The 16,926-nt window shown below is 73.1% G+C and carries 12 protein-coding genes and 1 riboswitch; of the genes, 3 read left to right on the top strand and 9 right to left on the bottom strand.

Annotated features, from left to right (window positions below):
- Nucleotides 1-10: 10 nt before the first annotated feature.
- The 3 genes from QFZ71_RS24250 to QFZ71_RS24240 all read right to left on the bottom strand — a co-directional run bounded on the left by QFZ71_RS24250 (nt 11) and on the right by QFZ71_RS24240 (nt 4,793).
- Nucleotides 11-1,198: an alkaline phosphatase family protein gene (locus tag QFZ71_RS24250; protein WP_307670273.1), complete on the bottom strand. Its 1,188-nt coding sequence runs from the start codon at nt 1,196-1,198 to the stop codon at nt 11-13.
- Nucleotides 1,198-1,794, bottom strand: a complete 597-nt coding sequence (locus tag QFZ71_RS24245; RefSeq protein WP_307670272.1) for a DUF5998 family protein — start codon at nt 1,792-1,794, stop codon at nt 1,198-1,200. The genes QFZ71_RS24250 and QFZ71_RS24245 overlap by 1 nt, the downstream gene beginning before the upstream one ends.
- Before the next feature lie 71 nt (nt 1,795-1,865).
- The gene (locus QFZ71_RS24240; RefSeq protein ID WP_307670271.1) at nt 1,866-4,793 is read right to left on the bottom strand and encodes a GNAT family N-acetyltransferase; all 2,928 of its coding nucleotides are present in this window, start codon (nt 4,791-4,793) and stop codon (nt 1,866-1,868) included.
- 172 nt (nt 4,794-4,965) lie between these two features.
- Between QFZ71_RS24240 and QFZ71_RS24235 the strand changes: the two genes are divergently transcribed.
- Nucleotides 4,966-5,247: an HPr family phosphocarrier protein gene (locus tag QFZ71_RS24235; RefSeq protein WP_307670270.1), complete on the top strand. Its 282-nt coding sequence runs from the start codon at nt 4,966-4,968 to the stop codon at nt 5,245-5,247.
- A gap of 184 nt (nt 5,248-5,431) precedes the next feature.
- On the opposite strand, the gene QFZ71_RS24230 is transcribed toward QFZ71_RS24235, so the two are convergent.
- The 4 genes from QFZ71_RS24230 to QFZ71_RS24215 all read right to left on the bottom strand — a co-directional run bounded on the left by QFZ71_RS24230 (nt 5,432) and on the right by QFZ71_RS24215 (nt 10,300).
- Nucleotides 5,432-6,139, bottom strand: a complete 708-nt coding sequence (locus QFZ71_RS24230; RefSeq protein WP_307670269.1) for a GntR family transcriptional regulator — start codon at nt 6,137-6,139, stop codon at nt 5,432-5,434.
- A 191-nt stretch (nt 6,140-6,330) separates the two neighbouring features.
- The gene (locus tag QFZ71_RS24225; protein ID WP_307670268.1) at nt 6,331-7,125 is read right to left on the bottom strand and encodes a M23 family metallopeptidase; all 795 of its coding nucleotides are present in this window, start codon (nt 7,123-7,125) and stop codon (nt 6,331-6,333) included.
- 13 nt (nt 7,126-7,138) lie between these two features.
- Nucleotides 7,139-7,306: riboswitch (cyclic di-AMP (ydaO/yuaA leader) on the bottom strand.
- Nucleotides 7,307-7,529: 223 nt separating this feature from the next.
- Nucleotides 7,530-8,900 carry a pitrilysin family protein gene (locus QFZ71_RS24220; protein ID WP_307671564.1) on the bottom strand — a complete coding sequence of 457 codons (1,371 nt, stop codon included), beginning with the start codon at nt 8,898-8,900 and terminating at the stop codon, nt 7,530-7,532.
- 26 nt (nt 8,901-8,926) lie between these two features.
- Nucleotides 8,927-10,300: a pitrilysin family protein gene (locus QFZ71_RS24215; protein WP_307670267.1), complete on the bottom strand. Its 1,374-nt coding sequence runs from the start codon at nt 10,298-10,300 to the stop codon at nt 8,927-8,929.
- 268 nt (nt 10,301-10,568) lie between these two features.
- Here QFZ71_RS24215 and QFZ71_RS24210 point away from each other — a divergent pair, with 268 nt between their 5' ends.
- Nucleotides 10,569-13,022 (top strand): DNA topoisomerase (ATP-hydrolyzing) subunit A, encoded by a 2,454-nt coding sequence (locus QFZ71_RS24210; RefSeq protein WP_307670266.1) that lies wholly within the window; start codon nt 10,569-10,571, stop codon nt 13,020-13,022.
- Nucleotides 13,023-13,109: 87 nt separating this feature from the next.
- Here the strand turns inward: QFZ71_RS24210 and QFZ71_RS24205 are convergent, their stop codons facing one another.
- Nucleotides 13,110-14,264 carry a GTP-binding protein gene (locus tag QFZ71_RS24205; RefSeq protein ID WP_307670265.1) on the bottom strand — a complete coding sequence of 385 codons (1,155 nt, stop codon included), beginning with the start codon at nt 14,262-14,264 and terminating at the stop codon, nt 13,110-13,112.
- 24 nt (nt 14,265-14,288) lie between these two features.
- Nucleotides 14,289-15,443, bottom strand: coding sequence for a citrate synthase (locus QFZ71_RS24200; protein ID WP_307670264.1), 1,155 nt, complete (start codon nt 15,441-15,443; stop codon nt 14,289-14,291).
- Nucleotides 15,444-15,559: 116 nt separating this feature from the next.
- Here QFZ71_RS24200 and QFZ71_RS24195 point away from each other — a divergent pair, with 116 nt between their 5' ends.
- Nucleotides 15,560-16,819: a citrate synthase gene (locus QFZ71_RS24195; protein ID WP_307670263.1), complete on the top strand. Its 1,260-nt coding sequence runs from the start codon at nt 15,560-15,562 to the stop codon at nt 16,817-16,819.
- Nucleotides 16,820-16,926 lie beyond the last annotated feature (107 nt).

Below are 16,926 nucleotides of genomic sequence, written 5' to 3'. Positions count from 1 at the left end.
AACGGGAGGGTTACGAGCGTACTTCGAGGAGGGGGACGAGCTGTTCCACGGGGGTCAGGGAGCCGTGCACACCGGCCATCGCGGACTCGTGGGGTTCGTTGACGGAGGCCGTGATGATCACGTCGTCGTGGGCGGCGGCGACCACGTCGCCGATCCGGCCGTGGACCCGCTCGTCGATCACCGGACCGAACCAGCCGGCGGCGATCGCCTCCTCGCGGCTCGCCACCCAGAACTGTTCGCCCAGCACCTCGCGCCAGACGGCCAGCACGTCGGCCCGGGCGCCCGGTACCGCGTAGACGTGGCGGGCACGGCCCTCGCCGCCGAGCAGGGCGACGCCCGCGCCGAGCTCCCAGTCCTCGTCGAAGTCGATGCGGGACTGCTCGTCGAAGGGGATGTCGATCATGCCGTGGTCGGCGGTGATGTAGAGCGCCGAGCGCGGCGGAAGCTGTTCCGCGAGGCGGCGGGCGAGCCCGTCGACGTACATGAGCTGGCCGCGCCAGGCGTCGGAGTCGGTGCCGAAGCGATGGCCCTTGCCGTCGACCTCGCTGTAGTACGTATAGACGAGCGAGCGGTCTCCGGCGGCCAGCCGCTGGGCGGCGACGTCCATGCGCTCCTCGCCGGAGAGCCGGCCGAGGAAGGAGCCGCCGCTGAGCGCGATCTTGGTGAGCGGCGTCTGTTCGAACATCGGCGCGGAGACCTGCGCGGTGCGCACGCCGGCGGCGTCGGCGCGCTGGAAGACCGTGGGGTGGGGCTGCCAGACCTTGGGCTCGGTCCACGGCTTCCACCGGAGCTGGTTCATCAGCTCGCCGGTCCCCGGATCGCGCACGGTGTAGCCGGGCAGACCGTGCTCGCCGGGCGGCAGCCCCGTGCCCACCGAGGCCAGCGAGGTCGCGGTGGTGGAGGGGAAGCCCGCGGTGAGCGGCCGGCCGGTGCCGCCGCGCGAGGTGGGGAGCAGGGAGTGCAGGAAGGGCGCTTCGTCCGGGTGGGCCTTGATCTGCTCCCAGCCGAGGCCGTCGATCAGGAAGACGCAGTTGCGGTCGGCCGGGGTCAGCTCGGGGATCGCGGCGGTGAAGCCGGGCACCTCCTGCCCGGCGACGAGCGTCGGCAGCAGGTCGGCGAGCGAGCCGCTGCCGTACTCGGGCACGGGCGCGGTGTCGAGGGCCAGCGGAACGGGGTCCTGCCACGCGGGCTGCGCCATCAGCGGCCGGTCGCCGCGGTGGCGGCCGTGGCCTCGGAGAGCGACTGGGCGAAGGCGAGGGTCTGGCGCACGGTGTCGGGGCCGTCGCCGGCCTCGCTGACCCGCAGGCTCAGGTCGTCGGCGGTGGAGCTGCCGGTGTAGCCGTGGTCGGCGTCGCAGTTGGAGTCGCCGCAGGCGGCGGGCTCCAGGTCGATCCGGGAGACCGCGCCCCAGCCGATGGTCAGGACGACCTCGCGGGGCAGGGTGCCCGGAACGTACTTCTCCGGGTTGGCCACCATGCGGCTGACCACGACGGAGGAGATCCGCTCCAGCTTGACCGACTCGGTCGAGGTGGTGGCGTACGGCGTCGGGGAGCTGCTGTCGGCGGCCTGCTCGTCGGTGTGGCTGACGATGAACCGGTGCTCGGTCAGGACGAGGACCGTGACGTGGCGGCGGACCTCGTTGGAGTCGAACGTGGTCTCCTGGTGCACCAGATACGAGGCGACCGGCTCCCCGCCGACGGCGGCCTCCACCGCCTCGGCCACGAGGGCCGGGTAGTAGCCGCTGCGCTCGATCGCCGCGCGCAGCCCCTGGGTCGTCGTACCGGTCTTTGCCATGGGCACCATCCTACGGCGGGCGGGTGGCTGCCGGGGACGCCCCGGCGTCCCCCCGCCGATCGCCGGGGGGCTCAGTAGTTCGGAAGGCGGCGGGGGCCCAGGTCGCTGCGGGCGGGCGGCGGGGCGAGCCGGACGGTCGCGCCGAGCGCGGTCAGTCCGTGCGGGGCGACGACGACCGGTTCGAGGGCGACGGAGACCACCTCGGGGTGGTCGTCGACCAGCCGGGAGAGCCGCAGCAGCAGCTCTTCCAGCGCGGCCGTGTCGACCGGTGCCGCGCCGCGCCAGCCGAACAGCACCGGGGCCGCCCTGATGGACCGGATCAGCTCGGCGGCGTCGCGGTCGGTGACGGGGACCAGCCGGTGCGCGGTGTCGCCGAGCAGTTCGGAGGGCGCGCCCGCGAGGCCGAACGAGATGACGGCCCCGGCGGCCGCGTCGATGGAGGCGCGGACGACGGTGTCCACGCCGCGCGGGACCATCGCCTGGACGACGGGGAGCAGTTCGGCGGGCTTGCCGAGGAGGCCGGTCAGCTCTCCGTACGCCCGGCGCAGCGCGTCCTCGTCGGCGAGGTCGAGGCGGACCCCGCCGAGGTCGGCGCGGTGGCGCAGGTGGGGCGCGGTGGTCTTGAGGGCGACGGGGTAGCCGAGCCGGGCGGCCGCGGCGACGGCCGCGTCGGGGTCGGGCGCGGGCAGCGTGGGGCGCACGTCGATGCCGTAGCGGCCGAGGAGTTCGCGGGCCTCGTCGTGGCTGAGCTGCCGTCCGCGCGGATCGGGGGCGGCGGCGAGGCGGGCCTCGATCAGGTCAGCGGCCCCGGCCTCGTCGATGGTCTCGTCGAGGAGTTCGGGGACCTTGCCGGGAACGGCCGCCTGCCGCCGCCACTGGGCGTACTTCACGGCCTCCGCGAGGGCCCGTACGGCGCGTTCGGCGGCGGGGTAGGCGGGGATGCGGCCGGGGTGGGGCGGGGCCGCGGGCGTGGTGGGCCGCGGTTGCCCGGAGGCGGGGGCCGGTGAGCCAGGGGCGGCGGCCGCCTCGGAGGTCCGGGGTGCGGCCGGGGTGTCCGCCGCCGCCCGGTCGGGGGCGGCTTCCGGGGGCGCGGTTCGGGGCGTGGTGGAGCGGGGGCGCGGGGCGGCCGTGCTGCTCGCGGCGGCCAGCGCCTCGGCGAGTCCCCCGATCTCGACATGGACGACGGCCACCGGCTTGGCCGAGCCTCCGGCCACGGCCGTGTGCAGGGCGGCGGCCAGCACCTGGCCGTCGCCGGACTCGGCCTCCCCGTTCTCCCCCACCCACGGGATGGCCGTGACGATCACGGCGTCGCAGGCGGTGTCCGCGAGCGCCGCCGCCAGCGCGTCCCGGAAGTCCTGCGGTGAGGCGGCGGTGGTGAGGTCGATCGGCGGGCGCGGGCGCAGCCCTTCGGCGAGGCAGGCGTCGTACGTCAGGAGGCCGAGGGACTCGGAGTTGCCGAGGATGGCGACCCGCGGGCCGACCGGGAGGGGCTGGCCGGCCAGCAGGATGCCGGCGTCGACCATCTCGGTCACGGTGTCGACCCGGATGACCCCGGCCTGGCGCATCAGCGCGGAAACCGTGGCATCGGGGATACGGCTGACCGGGACCGCGTGGCCGGGCGGGTTGGTTCCGCTGTGCCGGGCGCCCTTCACCACGACGACGGGCTTCACGGCGGCGGTGCGCCGGGCGAGCCGGGTGAACTTGCGGGGGTTGCCGAGCGATTCGAGGTAGAGCAGGGCGACGTCCGTGTCCGGGTCCTCGAAGGAGTACTGGAGGAAGTCGTTGCCGGAGACGTCGGCCCGGTTGCCCGCCGAGATGAACGAGGACAGGCCCGCGCCGCGCCGGTGGAGGCCGGAGAGCAGGGCGATGCCGATCGCGCCGGACTGGGTGAACAGGCCGATCCGGCCGCGGGCGGGCGACTCGGGGGCGAGCGAGGCGTTGAGCCGGACGGTCTCGGCGGTGTTGATGATGCCGAAGGCGTTGGGGCCGATGATCCGCATTCCGTGGGAGCGGGCCTGGCGGACCAGTTCGCGCTGGAGTTCGCGGCCCTCGGCGCCCCGCTCGGCGTAGCCGGCGGAGACGACGACCAGGCCCTGGACGCCGTGCTCGCCGCAGTCGGCGACGGCCTCGGGGACCCGGTGGGCGGGGACGGCGATGACCGCGAGGTCGACCGGCTCGTCGATCTCGCCGAGCGAGCGGTGGGCGGGGACGCCGTCGAGCGTGGCCAGGTCCGCGTCGAAGGCGCGGTTCACCGCGTAGGTGCGGCCGGTGTAGCCGGCGGCGAGAAGGTTGCGCAGGACCGTGCGGCCCACTCCGCCGGGGATGCGGCCGGTGCCGATGACCGCGACGGAGCCGGGGGCGAGGAGGCGCTGCACCGAGCGGGCCTCGGCGCGCTGTTCGCGGCCGCGCTGGACGGCGAGGGACTTCTCGGTGGGTTCGAGGTCGAGCGTGAGGTGGACGGAGCCGTCCTCGAAGCTGCGGCGCTGGGTGTAGCCGGCGTCCCGGAACACTTTGATCATCTTGGTGTTGGCGGGAAGCACCTCGGCGGCGAACCGCCGGATGCCGCGCTCTCGGGCGACCGCGGCGATGTGTTCGAGCAGCGCCGAGGCGACGCCGCGGCCCTGGTGGGCGTCCTGGACGAGGAAGGCGACCTCGGCCTCGTCGGCGGGGGCGGAGGCGGGGCGGCCGCGGTCGTCGATGCGGTCGTAGCGGACGGTTCCGATGAACTCTCCGCCGATCGTGACCGCCAGTCCCACCCGGTCGACGTAGTCGTGATGGGTGAAGCGGTGCACGTCCCGGTCGGATAGCCGGGGATACGGGGCGAAGAAGCGGTAGTACTTCGACTCGTCGGACACCTGCTCGTAGAAGCTGACCAGTCGCTCGGCGTCGTCCGTGGTGATCGGCCTGATGCGCGCGGTGCCTCCGTCGCGGAGCACCACGTCCGCTTCCCAGTGGTCGGGGTACGCGTGATGCGGACTCTGCTCGGGCTTGGGCTCCATGCGCAAAGCCTACGGCGGGGAGTCCGGTCGCGGAGGGTCCGGTGCCGGGGCAGTCTGAGGAGGCCCGAACGGGGACATCCGGGGCGCAGGGCCGGGCGGGAGACCGGGCACAGCACCACGCACCGCATGAGAGACTGGTCTAGACAACCGTTGATATGTGAAGGGCAGAACCATGGCTGAGCGCCGCGTCAACGTCGGTTGGGCCGAGGGCCTGCACGCCCGCCCCGCTTCCATCTTCGTCCGGGCCGCCACGGCGTCCGGCGTCCCCGTGACGATCGCCAAGGCCGACGGCAGCCCGGTGAACGCCGCCTCCATGCTCGCGGTGCTCGGTCTGGGCGCGCAGGGCGGCGAGGAGATCGTGCTCGCGTCCGACGCGGACGACGCCGAGGCCGCGCTGGACCGGCTGGCGAAGCTGGTCGCCGAGGGTCTGGAAGAGCTTCCCGAGACCGTCTGACCGTGCCCTTCCCTTTCCGGCGGCGCTTCTCGGCCGGAAGCGGGTGTGCGAGAGCCGTGATCCCCCCGGGGGTCACGGCTCTTTCGCATTCAGAAAAAAGGGGGGACGCCCCGCGAATTTCGGGGGTGCGGGCAGCGCGGAACGCATTCCGGCTTTTCGCCTCTCCCTGTATACGACTTCTCTGTTAATGGCGGACGCCTGCGGTGTTTACGCCATGTTGCGGCGTGCTCACACGGGCGGCGGGCGGTGTGCGGTGCCTCGGGAGATCCGGGCGGCGCAGCCGGTGGGCCCCGGCGGCGCGTTCGGCGTGCTGGGCGCTGAGCGCCCTCGCCCGCTCCGCGTCACCGCGCGCCACGGCGTCGACGATCGCCCCGCGCTCGGCCCAGGATTCGACGGGGCGGGCGGGCTGCTCGACCGTGTACATCCAGTCGATCTTGTGCCGGAGCTGGGTGAGCAGCGCGATGAGGCCGGGGCTGCCGGACGCCTGGGCGAGAGTCTCGTGGAACCAGCCGCCCAGGGCGCGCAGGTCCTCCCCCTCACCACGGCGGGCGCGCTCCTGCCCCAGCCTGACCAGGCCCCGCAACACCTTGAGGTGGGCCTGGGTACGGCGCCGGGCGGCGCGGGCCGCGCTCAGCGGCTCCAGGAGCGTGCGCATCTCCAGGAGGTCGGCCGCCTCCTGGACGGTGGGTTCGGCGACACAGGCGCCGGCGTGCCGCCGGGTGACCACGAAGCCCTCGGACTCCAGCGTGCGCAGAGCCTCGCGGACCGGGACGCGGGAGACTCCGTAGCGGCGGGCCAACAGCTCCTCCGTGAGGCGGCTGCCGGGCCCGTGGACTCCGGAGACGATGTCGTCACGCATGGCCCTGCATACCGCCTGCGCGGGAATGCGCATATCCGAACCTCCGCCTCGATCCCCGCGAAACGCGGCCGCCCGACGTCTGTTCCGCGACTCTATGACAATCCGCCGGAATTTCCGATGGCAGGCCGGAATTCGGGGATACCCCCGGGCCGGAATTGCCGTAGGCCCCGGCGGACGCCGGGGCCTACGGGCGGGGCCGCGCGGATGGATCGCGCGGAGGTGTGTCAGACGTTCAGACCGTGGGAGCGCAGGTAGCCGACGGGGTCCATGTCGGAGCCGTAGTCGGGTGTGGTGCGGGCCTCGAAGTGCAGGTGCGGGCCGGTGGAGTTGCCGGTGGAACCGGAGAGGCCGATCTGCTGGCCGGAGGAGACGCTCTGGCCGACGGAGACGCCGATCGAGGAGAGGTGGCCGTACTGGGTGTACGTGCCGTCCGCCATCCGGAGCACGATGTTGTTGCCGTACGCGCCGCCCCAGCCGGCCTCGACGACCGTACCGGCTCCGACCGCGACGACCGAGCTGCCGGAGGCGGCCATGAAGTCCACGCCGGAGTGGCTGCCGGAGGACCAGAGCGAACCGCCGCTCTTGTAGCCGGTGGTGACGTGGGAGCCGGCGACCGGGAGGTGGAAGGCGTTCAGCCGGGCACGCTCGGCGGCGCGGGCGGCGCGGGCCTTCTCCTCGCGCACCTCCTCGGCGCGGGCCTCGGCCTTGCGTGCGGCCTCCGCCTTCGCCTTGGCCTTGGCGGCGGCCTCGGCCTTCTTGCGGGCGATCTCGTCGGCCTGCCGCTTCTGGGCGTCGGCCTGCGCGTCGATCCGGTCGGCGAGTGTGGCGTCGAGGTCGAGGGCCTGGGAGAGGCCGGCCCCGGTGGACTTGGCGGCCTCGGAGTCCGCGGCGAGCGCCGGGGAGGACAGCGAGCCGATGACTCCGGTGGTGGCCAGGGCCGCGATGCCGGCGACCTGGGCGCTCCGGCGCGTGAGGCGGCTCGGGGCACGGTGCTTCCCGGTGGCACGGGTGAACGCCATGGAGAGGCTGATCCTTTCCTTCCTTCTCGCCTACCGGGTTAGCTGACGGGTTCGGAGCAGGAAGGTCTCCTACGGATTCCCGCGCCGGTTCACGGCACGGACCTCCGATTCACCCCAGGGACTGCGATGGGTCCCCGGCTCCCCGGGCTCGCGCCTGACGGGGACTCGGCGATGACTGCCCGGCGCCACGGACGCGGCACAAGGTGGCGGACAGCCGAGCCGACGCTAGGCGGCGCGACTTCCCATCGCCAAACGGACGAGGGGTTCTGTCGCACATCCCACAGGACATACCGGCACTCATTATCTGGAAGGTGATGAAGTTACGTAAACGGTCAAAAGAGCAGGACCCCGACGAAGTGTTTCCCGTCGGGGTCCTGTGCGCAGCGGTGCGCCGCAGGAAGGCGTCAGCCGGAGACGACCGACACCTCACCGATGCCGAGCGCCTTCACGGGCTCCTCGATCTGCGCGGCGTCCCCCACGAGGACGGTGACGAGGCGGTCGACCGGGAACGCGTTGACCACGGCGGCGGTCGCCTCCACGGTGCCGGTCTCGGCGAGCCGGGCGTAGAGGTGGGCCTGGTAGTCGTCGGGGAGGTGCTGCTCGACCTGGTCGGCCAGCGTGCTCGCGACGGAGGCGGCGGTCTCGAACTTCAGCGGGGCGACGCCCACCAGGTTCTGCACGGCCGTCTCGCGCTCGGCGTCGGTCAGCCCCTCGGCGGCCAGGGTCCGCAGGACCTTCCAGAGGTCGTCCAGAGCCGGTCCGGTGGACTCCGTGTCCACCGAGCCGCTGATCGCGAGCATGGCGGCGCCACCCGAGTCGGGGCCGGAGGAGCGCAGCACCTGGGCGAAGGCGCGCACCCCGTAGGTGTAGCCCTTCTCCTCGCGCAGCACCCGGTCCAGCCGGGAGGTGAGGGTGCCGCCCAGGCAGTAGGTGCCGAGCACCTGGGCGGGCCAGACGCGCTCGTGCCGGTCGGCGCCGATCCGGCCGATCAGCAACTGGGTCTGGACCGCGCCGGGGCGGTCCACGATGACCACGCGGGCGGTGTCGTCCGCGGTGATCGGCGGTACCGGACGGGTCTGCCCGGCGTTGCCCGACCAGTCTCCGAGGGTGTCCGCGAGCAGCGCGTCCAGGTCGATGCCGGTGAGGTCGCCGACGATGACGGCCGTCGCGGTGGACGGGCGGACGTGCGCGTCGAAGAAGGCGCGCACGGCGGCCGCGTCGATCCGCCGGACCGTCTCCTCGGTGCCCAGCCGCGGCCGCGACATCCGGGACGTGGCCGGGAACAGCTCCTTGGAGAGCTGCTTGGCGGCGCGCCGGGACGGGTTGGCCCGCTCGTGCGGGATCTCGTCGAGCCGGTTGCCGACGAGGCGCTCGATCTCGCTCTCGGCGAAGGCCGGGGCCCGCAGCGCCTCGGCGACCAGGCCGAGGGCCTTCGCCAGCCGGGAGGCCGGGACCTCAAGGGAGACCCGGACACCGGGGTGGTCCGCGTGCGCGTCGAGCGTGGCGCCGCAGCGCTCCAGCTCGGCGGCGAACTCCTCGGCGCTGTGCTTGTCGGTGCCCTCGGAGAGCGCCCGCGACATGATCGTGGCCACCCCGTCCAGGCCCTCGGGCTCGGCCTCCAGGGGCGCGTCCAGGAAGATCTCCACCGCGACGACCTGCTGGCCGGGGCGGTGGCAGCGCAGCACGGTCAGCCCGTTGGGCAGCGCGCCGCGCTCGGGCTCCGGGAAGGCCCAGGGGCGGGCCGTGCCGGGCGTGGGCTGCGGGTGGAACTCCATGGCTACTCCAGTCACGGCGGCGTCGCTCACTTGGCCGCCCCCTCGTGCGCGTCCTCGGTGCCCTCGTCGGCCTGCTCGCCGTCGGCGTCCCCGGCCGGCTCGATGGGCTCGTAGACCAGCACCGCCCGGTTGTCGGGGCGCAGGGACGCCTCGGCCGCCGCGCGCACCTCCTCCGCGGTGACGTCCAGGACCCGCCCGACCGCGGTCAGGGCGAGCTGCGGGTCGCCGAACAGGACGGCGTAACGGCACAGTTCGTCGGCGCGTCCGGCGACGGTGCCGAGCCGGTCCAGCCACTCGCGCTCCAACTGCGCCTGTGCCCGCTCCATTTCCTCGGGGGTGGGCCCCTCGGCGGCGAACCGGGCCAGCTCCTCGTCGACCGCGGCCTCGATCTGCGCCACCTCCGCGCCGCCGGACGTCTTCACGTCCAGCCAGCCGAGCGAGGGGGCGCCGGCGAGCCGCAGCAGTCCGAAGCCCGCCGCCACCGCCGTACGGTCACGGCGGACCAGGCGGTTGTGCAGCCGGGAGGACTCGCCGCTGCCCAGCACCGTGAGTGCCAGATCGGCGGCGTCGCAGGCGCGGGTGCCGTCGTGGGGCAGGCGGTAGGCGGCCATCAGGGCGCGCGCCGGAACCTCGGCGGTGACCACCTCGCGCCGCTCCTCGCCGATGGTCTCGGGCAGCGTCCCGTCGCGCGGCGGCTGCTTGCCGTCGTGGGAGGGGATGGAGCCGAAGTACTTCTCGATCCAGGCGAGCGTCTGCTCGGGGTCGATGTCTCCGACCACCGAGAGCACCGCGTTGTTGGGCGCGTAGTACGTACGGAAGAACGCGCGGGCGTCCTCCAGCGTGGCCGCGTCCAGGTCCGCCATGGAGCCGATCGGGGTGTGGTGGTAGGGGTGGCCCTCGGGGTAGGAGAGGGCGGTCAGCCGCTCGAACGCGGTGCCGTAGGGCACGTTGTCGTAGCGCTGGCGCCGTTCGTTCTTGACGACGTCGCGCTGGTTCTCCATGGACTCCTCGTCGAGGGCGTCGAGGAGGGAGCCCATGCGGTCGGCCTCCAGCCAGAGCGCCAGCTCCAGCTGGTGGGTGGGCATGGTCTCGAAATAATTGGTCCGCTCGAAGCTGGTGGTCCCGTTGAGCGAGCCGCCGGCCCCCTGGACGAGCTCGAAGTGGCCGTTCCCCTTGACCTGCCCCGAGCCCTGGAACATCAGGTGCTCGAAGAGGTGCGCCAGACCGGTGCGCCCCTCGACCTCGTGGCGCGAGCCGACGTCGTACCAGAGGCAGACCGCGGCGACCGGGGTCAGATGGTCCTCGGAGAGCACCACACGCAGGCCGTTGGCCAGGCGGTGCTCGGTCGCTGTCAAGCCGCCGGAGCCGGCCTGTGCGGTGGCCGTGTGACCCATGGGCATGTACGTCCCTTCGATCGCGATACTGGACTTCCTGCCAGACCTGCCACTCTAAGCAAGCGCACCGGCACCTGGCGAAGTTCCCGTTCCCCGGATGTTTCCGTCGATGGTGTCGCGGACGCCCCCGCGGGCGGGCCGCCTCCACCGCTTCGGACGGGTCGAGGTCGGCGTTGTCAGTCCGGAGGTCCACAATGGACCGCGTCAGCAGCTCGTGTTGAACCGAACAAGCTCAGGTCGCCCGAACAGAATCCGTGAAGGAGTCGCAGCCGCGATGGCCCGCCGTAGCACGAAGACCCCGCCGCCGGACGACTTCGAGGAGAAGATCCTCGACATCGACGTCGTCGACGAAATGCAGGGCTCCTTCCTCGAGTACGCGTACTCGGTGATCTACTCCAGGGCCCTGCCCGACGCCCGCGACGGCATGAAGCCGGTGCACCGCCGCATCGTGTCCCAGATGAACGAGATGGGACTGCGGCCGGACCGCGGCTACGTGAAGTGCGCACGCGTCGTCGGCGAGGTGATGGGCAAGCTGCACCCGCACGGCGACGCCTCGATCTACGACGCGCTCGTGCGGATGGCCCAGCCCTTCTCGATGCGGCTGCCCCTGGTCGACGGCCACGGCAACTTCGGCTCGCTCGGCAACGACGACCCCCCGGCCGCCATGCGGTACACCGAGTGCCGGATGGCCGACGCCACCTCGCTGATGACCGAGGCGATCGACGAGGACACCGTCGACTTCCAGTCGAACTACGACGGCCAGGAGCGCGAGCCGGTCGTCCTCCCGGCCGCCTACCCCAACCTCCTGGTCAACGGGGTGTCCGGGATCGCGGTGGGCATGGCCACCAACATGCCGCCGCACAATCTGGGCGAGGTCATCGCCGCCGCCCGGCACCTGATCAAGCACCCGGGCGCCGACGTCGAGACGCTGATGCGCTTCGTCCCCGGCCCCGACCTGCCCACCGGCGGCCGCATCGTCGGCCTCTCCGGCATCAAGGACGCGTACACGGCGGGCCGCGGCACCTTCAAGATCCGCGCCACCGTCGCCGTGGAGAACGTGACGGCCCGCCGCAAGGGCCTCGTCGTCACGGAACTCCCCTTCGCCGTCGGCCCGGAGAAGGTGATCTCCAAGATCAAGGACCTGGTCTCGGCGAAGAAGCTCCAGGGCATCGCCGACGTCAAGGACCTCACCGACCGGGCGCACGGCCTGCGCCTGGTCATCGAGGTGAAGAACGGCTTCGTGCCGGAAGCGGTGCTGGAGCAGCTCTACAAGCTGACGCCGATGGAGGAGTCCTTCGGCATCAACAACGTGGCGCTGGTCGACGGCCAGCCGCTCACCCTGGGCCTCAAGGAGCTGCTGCAGGTCTACCTCGACCACCGCTTCGAGGTCGTACGGCGGCGCAGCGAGTTCCGCCGCACCAAGCGGCGCGACCGGCTGCACCTGGTCGAGGGCCTGCTCGTCGCGCTCCTCGACATCGACGAGGTCATCCGGATCATCCGGGACAGCGACAACTCCGCGCAGGCGAAGGAGCGCCTGATGGCGCACTTCTCGCTGAGCGAGATCCAGACCCAGTACATCCTGGACACCCCGCTGCGCCGGCTCACCCGGTTCGACCGGATCGAGCTGGAGGGCGAGCGGGACAAGCTCACCTCCGAGATCGAGGCGCTGACCGCGATCCTGGAGTCGGACGCCGAGCTGCGCAAGCTGGTCTCCACCGAGCTGGCCGCCGTGGCGAAGAAGTTCGGCACGGACCGGCGCACGGTGCTGCTGGAGTCGGCCGGTTCGCAGATCGCGTCCGTGCCGCTGGAGGTGGCGGACGACCCGTGCCGGGTGCTGCTCTCCTCCACGGGCCTGCTGGCCCGCACGGCGAACGCGGAGCCGGTCGAGATCTCCGAGGACGCCCGCCGGACCAAGCACGACGTGATCGTGTCGGCGGTGGCGGCGACGGCCCGCGGCGATGTCGGGGCGGTCACCTCCACGGGCCGGCTGCTGCGGCTCTCGGTGATCGACCTGCCGCAGCTCCCGGACACCCATGCCGAGCCGAACCTCTCGGGCGGCGCGCAGATCTCCGAGTTCCTCACGCTGGAGTCGGACGAGGAGCTGATCTGCCTCACCACCCTGGACGAGTCCTCGCCGGGTCTGGCGATCGGCACCCTCCAGGGCGTGGTGAAGCGCGTCGTGCCGGACTATCCGGCCAACAAGGACGAGTTGGAGGTCATCACCCTCAAGGACGGCGACCGGATCGTGGGCGCGACGGAGCTGCGCACGGGCGAGGAGGACCTGGTGTTCATCACCTCCGACGCCCAGTTGCTCCGCTATCCGGCGGCTTCGGTGCGTCCGCAGGGCCGCCCCGCCGGAGGCATGGCGGGCGTCAAGCTCACGGCCGGGGCCGAGGTGCTGTCGTTCACGGCGGTGGACCCGGCCGCCGAGGCGATCGTCTTCACGGTGGCCGGTTCGCACGGCACGCTGGACGACTCGGTGCTGACGTCCAAGCTCACCCCGTTCGACCAGTATCCGCGCAAGGGCCGGGCGACCGGCGGGGTGCGCTGCCAGCGGTTCCTGAAGGGCGAGGACGTGCTGGTCTTCGCCTGGGCGGGACCGGCCCCGGCTCGGGCGGCGCAGAAGAACGGCACCCCGGCGAAGCTGCCGGAGCCGGACCCGAGGCGGGACGGTTCGGGCACGCCGCTGCTGGAGAAGGTGGCCGTGATCGCCGGCCCGCCGCTGTAGGCGCCCCTTCCGTACGGGCTGCTCCAGGCGTCCGTACGGTGGCGCCGCGGGCAGCTCGTCGTGCGGCGGGGAGCGGCCGCGGAAGGGTCACACCTCCGCGGCAGCTCCCCGCAGCCCGCCGCGTTCTTCCGGCACGTCCTCGGTGTCCTCGTCCTGGCGGACGTACCGGAGCACGCCCCACATGGCACGCTCGACGGCGGCGGCCTCCTCGGCAAGGTCTCCGGGGGGCGGGTCCACCGCGCGGCAGGCGGCGAGCCCGGCCCGCAGCGCTTCGGCGCCGAGGCCCGCGCCGATCATGACGAGCTGGGTGAGGCGCTGCTCGCCTCGCGCCCAGGGCCGGGGGACGAAGCGCAGGAAGCGGCCGACCGCGTGCAGCGCGTAGCTGTTGTCCCGGTCCCCCGCGCCGAAGTCGACGAACCCCTTGATCCGGTACAGGCCCTCGGGCCGGGAGTCCAGGAACGCCATGAAGCGGCGCGGATCGAGCGGCACGTCCGAGGTGAACTCGACGCTCTCGTACGCCGCGTGGAGATGGCGGTCGTGCCCGTGCCCGTCGCACCCCTCGTGTTCGTCGCACTCCACCTCCCGCAGCAGGTCCTCGAAGCTCAGCTGACCGGCCATCTCCTCGGGGTCCGGCCGCAGCGCGGGATCGAAGAGGAGCTCCGGGTCGATCCGGCCGTGCACGGCGGAGATCACGGCGGCCGGGCCGCTCAGCTCCGTGACCGTCGCCCGCAGCCGCTCCCGCTCCGCCTCCCCCACCCGGTCCGTCTTGTTCAGGACGACGAGGTCGGCGACGGCGAGATGGCGGTCGAGCTCGGGGTGACGCTCGCGGGTGGCGTCGAACTCCGCCGCGTCGACGACCTCGACGAGGCCCCCGTACAGGATGTGCGGGTTGTCGCTGGCGAGCAGCATGCGCACCAGCTCCTGCGGCTCGGCGAGGCCGCTCGCCTCGATGACGATCACGTCCAGCCGGGCCGAGGGCCGGGTCAGCGTCTCCAGGAAGGTGTCGAGTTCGCTCGCGTCCACGGCACAGCACAGGCAGCCGTTGCCCAGCGACACCGTGGAGCCGACCTGGCCCGAAACGGTCATGGCGTCGATCTCGATGGCCCCGAAGTCGTTGACGATCACGCCGATCCGGGTGCCCGCCCGGTTGCGGAGGAGGTGGTTCAGGAGCGTGGTCTTGCCCGAGCCGAGGAAGCCCGCCAGGACGACGACCGGGATCTGCGGGGTGCGGGGCGGGGTCAACGGGGGCCTTCCTGGGCGAAGTGGTCAGGGAGCCGGGACCGGCTGCGGCGGGGGTGCGCCGACGTAGCGGGCCGCCGGGCGGATGATCTTCGAGTCCTCCGCCTGCTCCAGGATATTGGCGCTCCAGCCGATCACCCGCGCCGCGCAGAAGGTGGGGGTGAACATCGCGCGCGGAAGCCCGCACAGCTCCATGACCACTCCGGCGTAGAACTCCACGTTGGTGTGCAGCTCCCGGCCGGGCTTGAGCTCGGCGAGGATGGCCTCGACCCGCGCCTCCACCTCGACGGCGAAGTCGACGAGCGGCCCGCCGAAGTCCTGCGCGAGGGACTTGAGCATCCGGGAGCGCGGGTCCTCGGTGCGGTAGACGGGGTGGCCGAAGCCCATGATGCGGCGGCCGGAGAGGACCTGTTCGCGGATCCAGCCGTCGATGCGGTCCGGGGTGCCGATGGCGTCGAGGGTGTCCAGGGCCCGGCTGGGGGCCCCGCCGTGCAGCGGCCCCGAGAGGGCGCCGACCGCCGCCACCAGGCAGGCGGCCAGGTCCGCTCCGGTGGAGGCCACGACGCGGGCGGTGAAGGTGGAGGCGTTGAAGCCGTGGTCGACGGTCGAGACGAGGTACCGCTCGATCGCCCGGACCTGGTCGGGACCGGGATCCGAACCGGTCAGCATGTACAGGTAGTTCGCGGCGTGGGGCAGGTCCTCGCGCGGTTCCACCGGCTCCAGCCCCTGACCGAGGCGGTGGAGGGCCGCCAGGATCGTGGGGACCGCCGCGCACGCGGCGAGTGCGTCCGCGCGCCGGCGCGCGGCATCGATGTCGTACACCGGGCGGAAGCCGGCCGAGGCGCCGAGCAGGGAGAGCGCGGTACGCAGTCCGGCGAGCGGGCCGGAGACGGCGCTCGCGCGGGCGATGGCGAGCAGGGCCTCGCGCACCTCGGCGGGCAGGGTGCGCAGCGCGGCCGTGCGGGCGGCGAAGCCGGCGGCGGCCGCCCGGTCGGGGAGTTCGCCGTGGACCATCAGGTACCACACGTCCTCGAAGCCGCGCGTCTCCGCGAGTTCGATCGCCGAGTACTGCCGGTAGTGGTAGAAGCCCTCGCGGCCGCGGACATCGCCGAGTCCGGTGTCGGTGACGACGACACCGGCGAGACCGCGCGGGACGGCGGGGGCGTCAGGGGTGGTGGTCATGGCTGTTCCCTCTTCCGTGCATGCAACATTGATTCGACTGTCCATGCTTGATGGAAGATCTGTCAATGTTGATTGAATCAATACAGAGGGCTCATGAATATGGATACGGTGGTCCCATGACGGATCAACCAGAGCCCGGCCGGCACGGCGCTTCCCGGCTCACCACGCGGGAGGCGGCCGAACTGCTCGGCGTGAAGCCGGAGACGGTGTACGCCTACGTCAGCCGGGGCCAGCTGAGCAGTGTCCGGGCCGCCGGAGGGCGGGGCAGCACGTTCGACGCCGACGAGGTGCGGGCGCTGGCACGGCGGTCGGGGCGGCGGGACCCCTCCCCGGCCGGGGGCGACCTCGCGTTCCGCACCGGTATCACGCTCATCGAGGGCGACCGCTGCTACTTCCGGGGGGTGGATGCGACGGAGCTGGCCCGGCGGTACGGCTACGAGGAGGTCGCCGAGTGGCTGTGGACGGGCGAGCCGCGGCCGGGCGCGCGGTTCACCGCCCCCGCCGGTCCCCTCGCGGCGGCCCGCCGGACGGTCGGCGCGCTGCCCGCGCACAGCGGTTCGACGGACCGGCTGCGGGTGGCGGTGACCGCCGCCGCGGCCACCGACGCCCTGCGGTTCGACCTGTCGCCCGAAGCGGTCCTCAACAGCGCGCGCGGCCTGATCCCCACCCTGGTGGGCGCGCTGCCGACGCTCGGCGGCCCCGCGCCCGAGGGGAGTTCCCTGGCGCGGGAGCTGTGGTCACGGCTGACCGCCGAGCCGGCCGACGCCCCGTCCCTCGCGGTGCTGGACGCCGCCCTGGCTCTCCTGATCGACCACGACCTGGCGGCCTCCACGCTGGCCGCCCGCGTCGCCGCCTCCGCACGGGCCCACCCGTACGCCGTCGTCTCGGCCGGCCTCGGCGTGCTGGAGGGGCCGCTGCACGGCGCGGCGAGCGGCCTGGCGCACCGCATGCTCCAGGAAGCGGTGGATCGAGGCAGCGCGGTCCCCGTGGTCGCCGACCATCTGCGGACCGGGCGGCAGGTGCCCGGCCTGGGCCACCGGCTCTACCGGGGCGAGGACCCCCGGGCGACGCTCCTGTTCGAGCTGCTGGGCCGGGCACCGCAGGCCGCCGGGGCGCTGGCGACCGCCCGCGAGGTGGTGGCCACGGCAGCGCGGCACACCCCGCTGCACGCCAACATCGACCTGGCCCTGGCCGTTCTGTCGGTCTCCCACGGGATGGCGGCGGACGCGGGCGAGACCGTGTTCGCGGTGGCCCGGACCGCGGGCTGGATCGCCCACGCACTGGAGGAGTACGGGGAGCGTCCGCTCCGCATCAGGCCGAGCGGGCAGTACACGGGGCCGCGCCCCCCGCAGCCGCTGCCCACCGCCCCGCAGTAGCCGAGAGCCGTACGCGGTCCGGGTCCCGGCCCCGCAGCCGTACACGGCGCCCCGACCGCCGGTGCCGGACGGCCGCATTTCCGCCCCGCCCCGCCCGACCCTTACCG

Source organism: Streptomyces sp. V2I9, from assembly GCF_030817475.1.
GTDB lineage: Bacteria > Actinomycetota > Actinomycetes > Streptomycetales > Streptomycetaceae > Streptomyces.
Note: the sequence above shows the minus strand (reverse complement) of the source record. Positions and strands in the feature narration are given on the sequence as shown.

Excerpts from the sequence above, each read along its gene's own strand:
- QFZ71_RS24200 (WP_307670264.1), bottom strand. The coding sequence starts at position 15,443 with ATGACCACCACCCCTGACGCCCCCGCCGTCCCGCGCGGTCTCGCCGGT.
- QFZ71_RS24210 (WP_307670266.1), top strand. The coding sequence starts at position 10,569 with ATGGCCCGCCGTAGCACGAAGACCCCGCCGCCGGACGACTTCGAGGAG.
- QFZ71_RS24195 (WP_307670263.1), top strand. The coding sequence starts at position 15,560 with ATGACGGATCAACCAGAGCCCGGCCGGCACGGCGCTTCCCGGCTCACC.
- QFZ71_RS24235 (WP_307670270.1), top strand. The coding sequence starts at position 4,966 with ATGGCTGAGCGCCGCGTCAACGTCGGTTGGGCCGAGGGCCTGCACGCC.
- QFZ71_RS24230 (WP_307670269.1), bottom strand. The coding sequence starts at position 6,139 with ATGCGCATTCCCGCGCAGGCGGTATGCAGGGCCATGCGTGACGACATC.
- QFZ71_RS24240 (WP_307670271.1), bottom strand. The coding sequence starts at position 4,793 with ATGGAGCCCAAGCCCGAGCAGAGTCCGCATCACGCGTACCCCGACCAC.
- QFZ71_RS24250 (WP_307670273.1), bottom strand. The coding sequence starts at position 1,198 with ATGGCGCAGCCCGCGTGGCAGGACCCCGTTCCGCTGGCCCTCGACACC.
- QFZ71_RS24225 (WP_307670268.1), bottom strand. The coding sequence starts at position 7,125 with ATGGCGTTCACCCGTGCCACCGGGAAGCACCGTGCCCCGAGCCGCCTC.
- QFZ71_RS24245 (WP_307670272.1), bottom strand. The coding sequence starts at position 1,794 with ATGGCAAAGACCGGTACGACGACCCAGGGGCTGCGCGCGGCGATCGAG.
- QFZ71_RS24220 (WP_307671564.1), bottom strand. The coding sequence starts at position 8,900 with ATGGAGTTCCACCCGCAGCCCACGCCCGGCACGGCCCGCCCCTGGGCC.
- QFZ71_RS24215 (WP_307670267.1), bottom strand. The coding sequence starts at position 10,300 with ATGCCCATGGGTCACACGGCCACCGCACAGGCCGGCTCCGGCGGCTTG.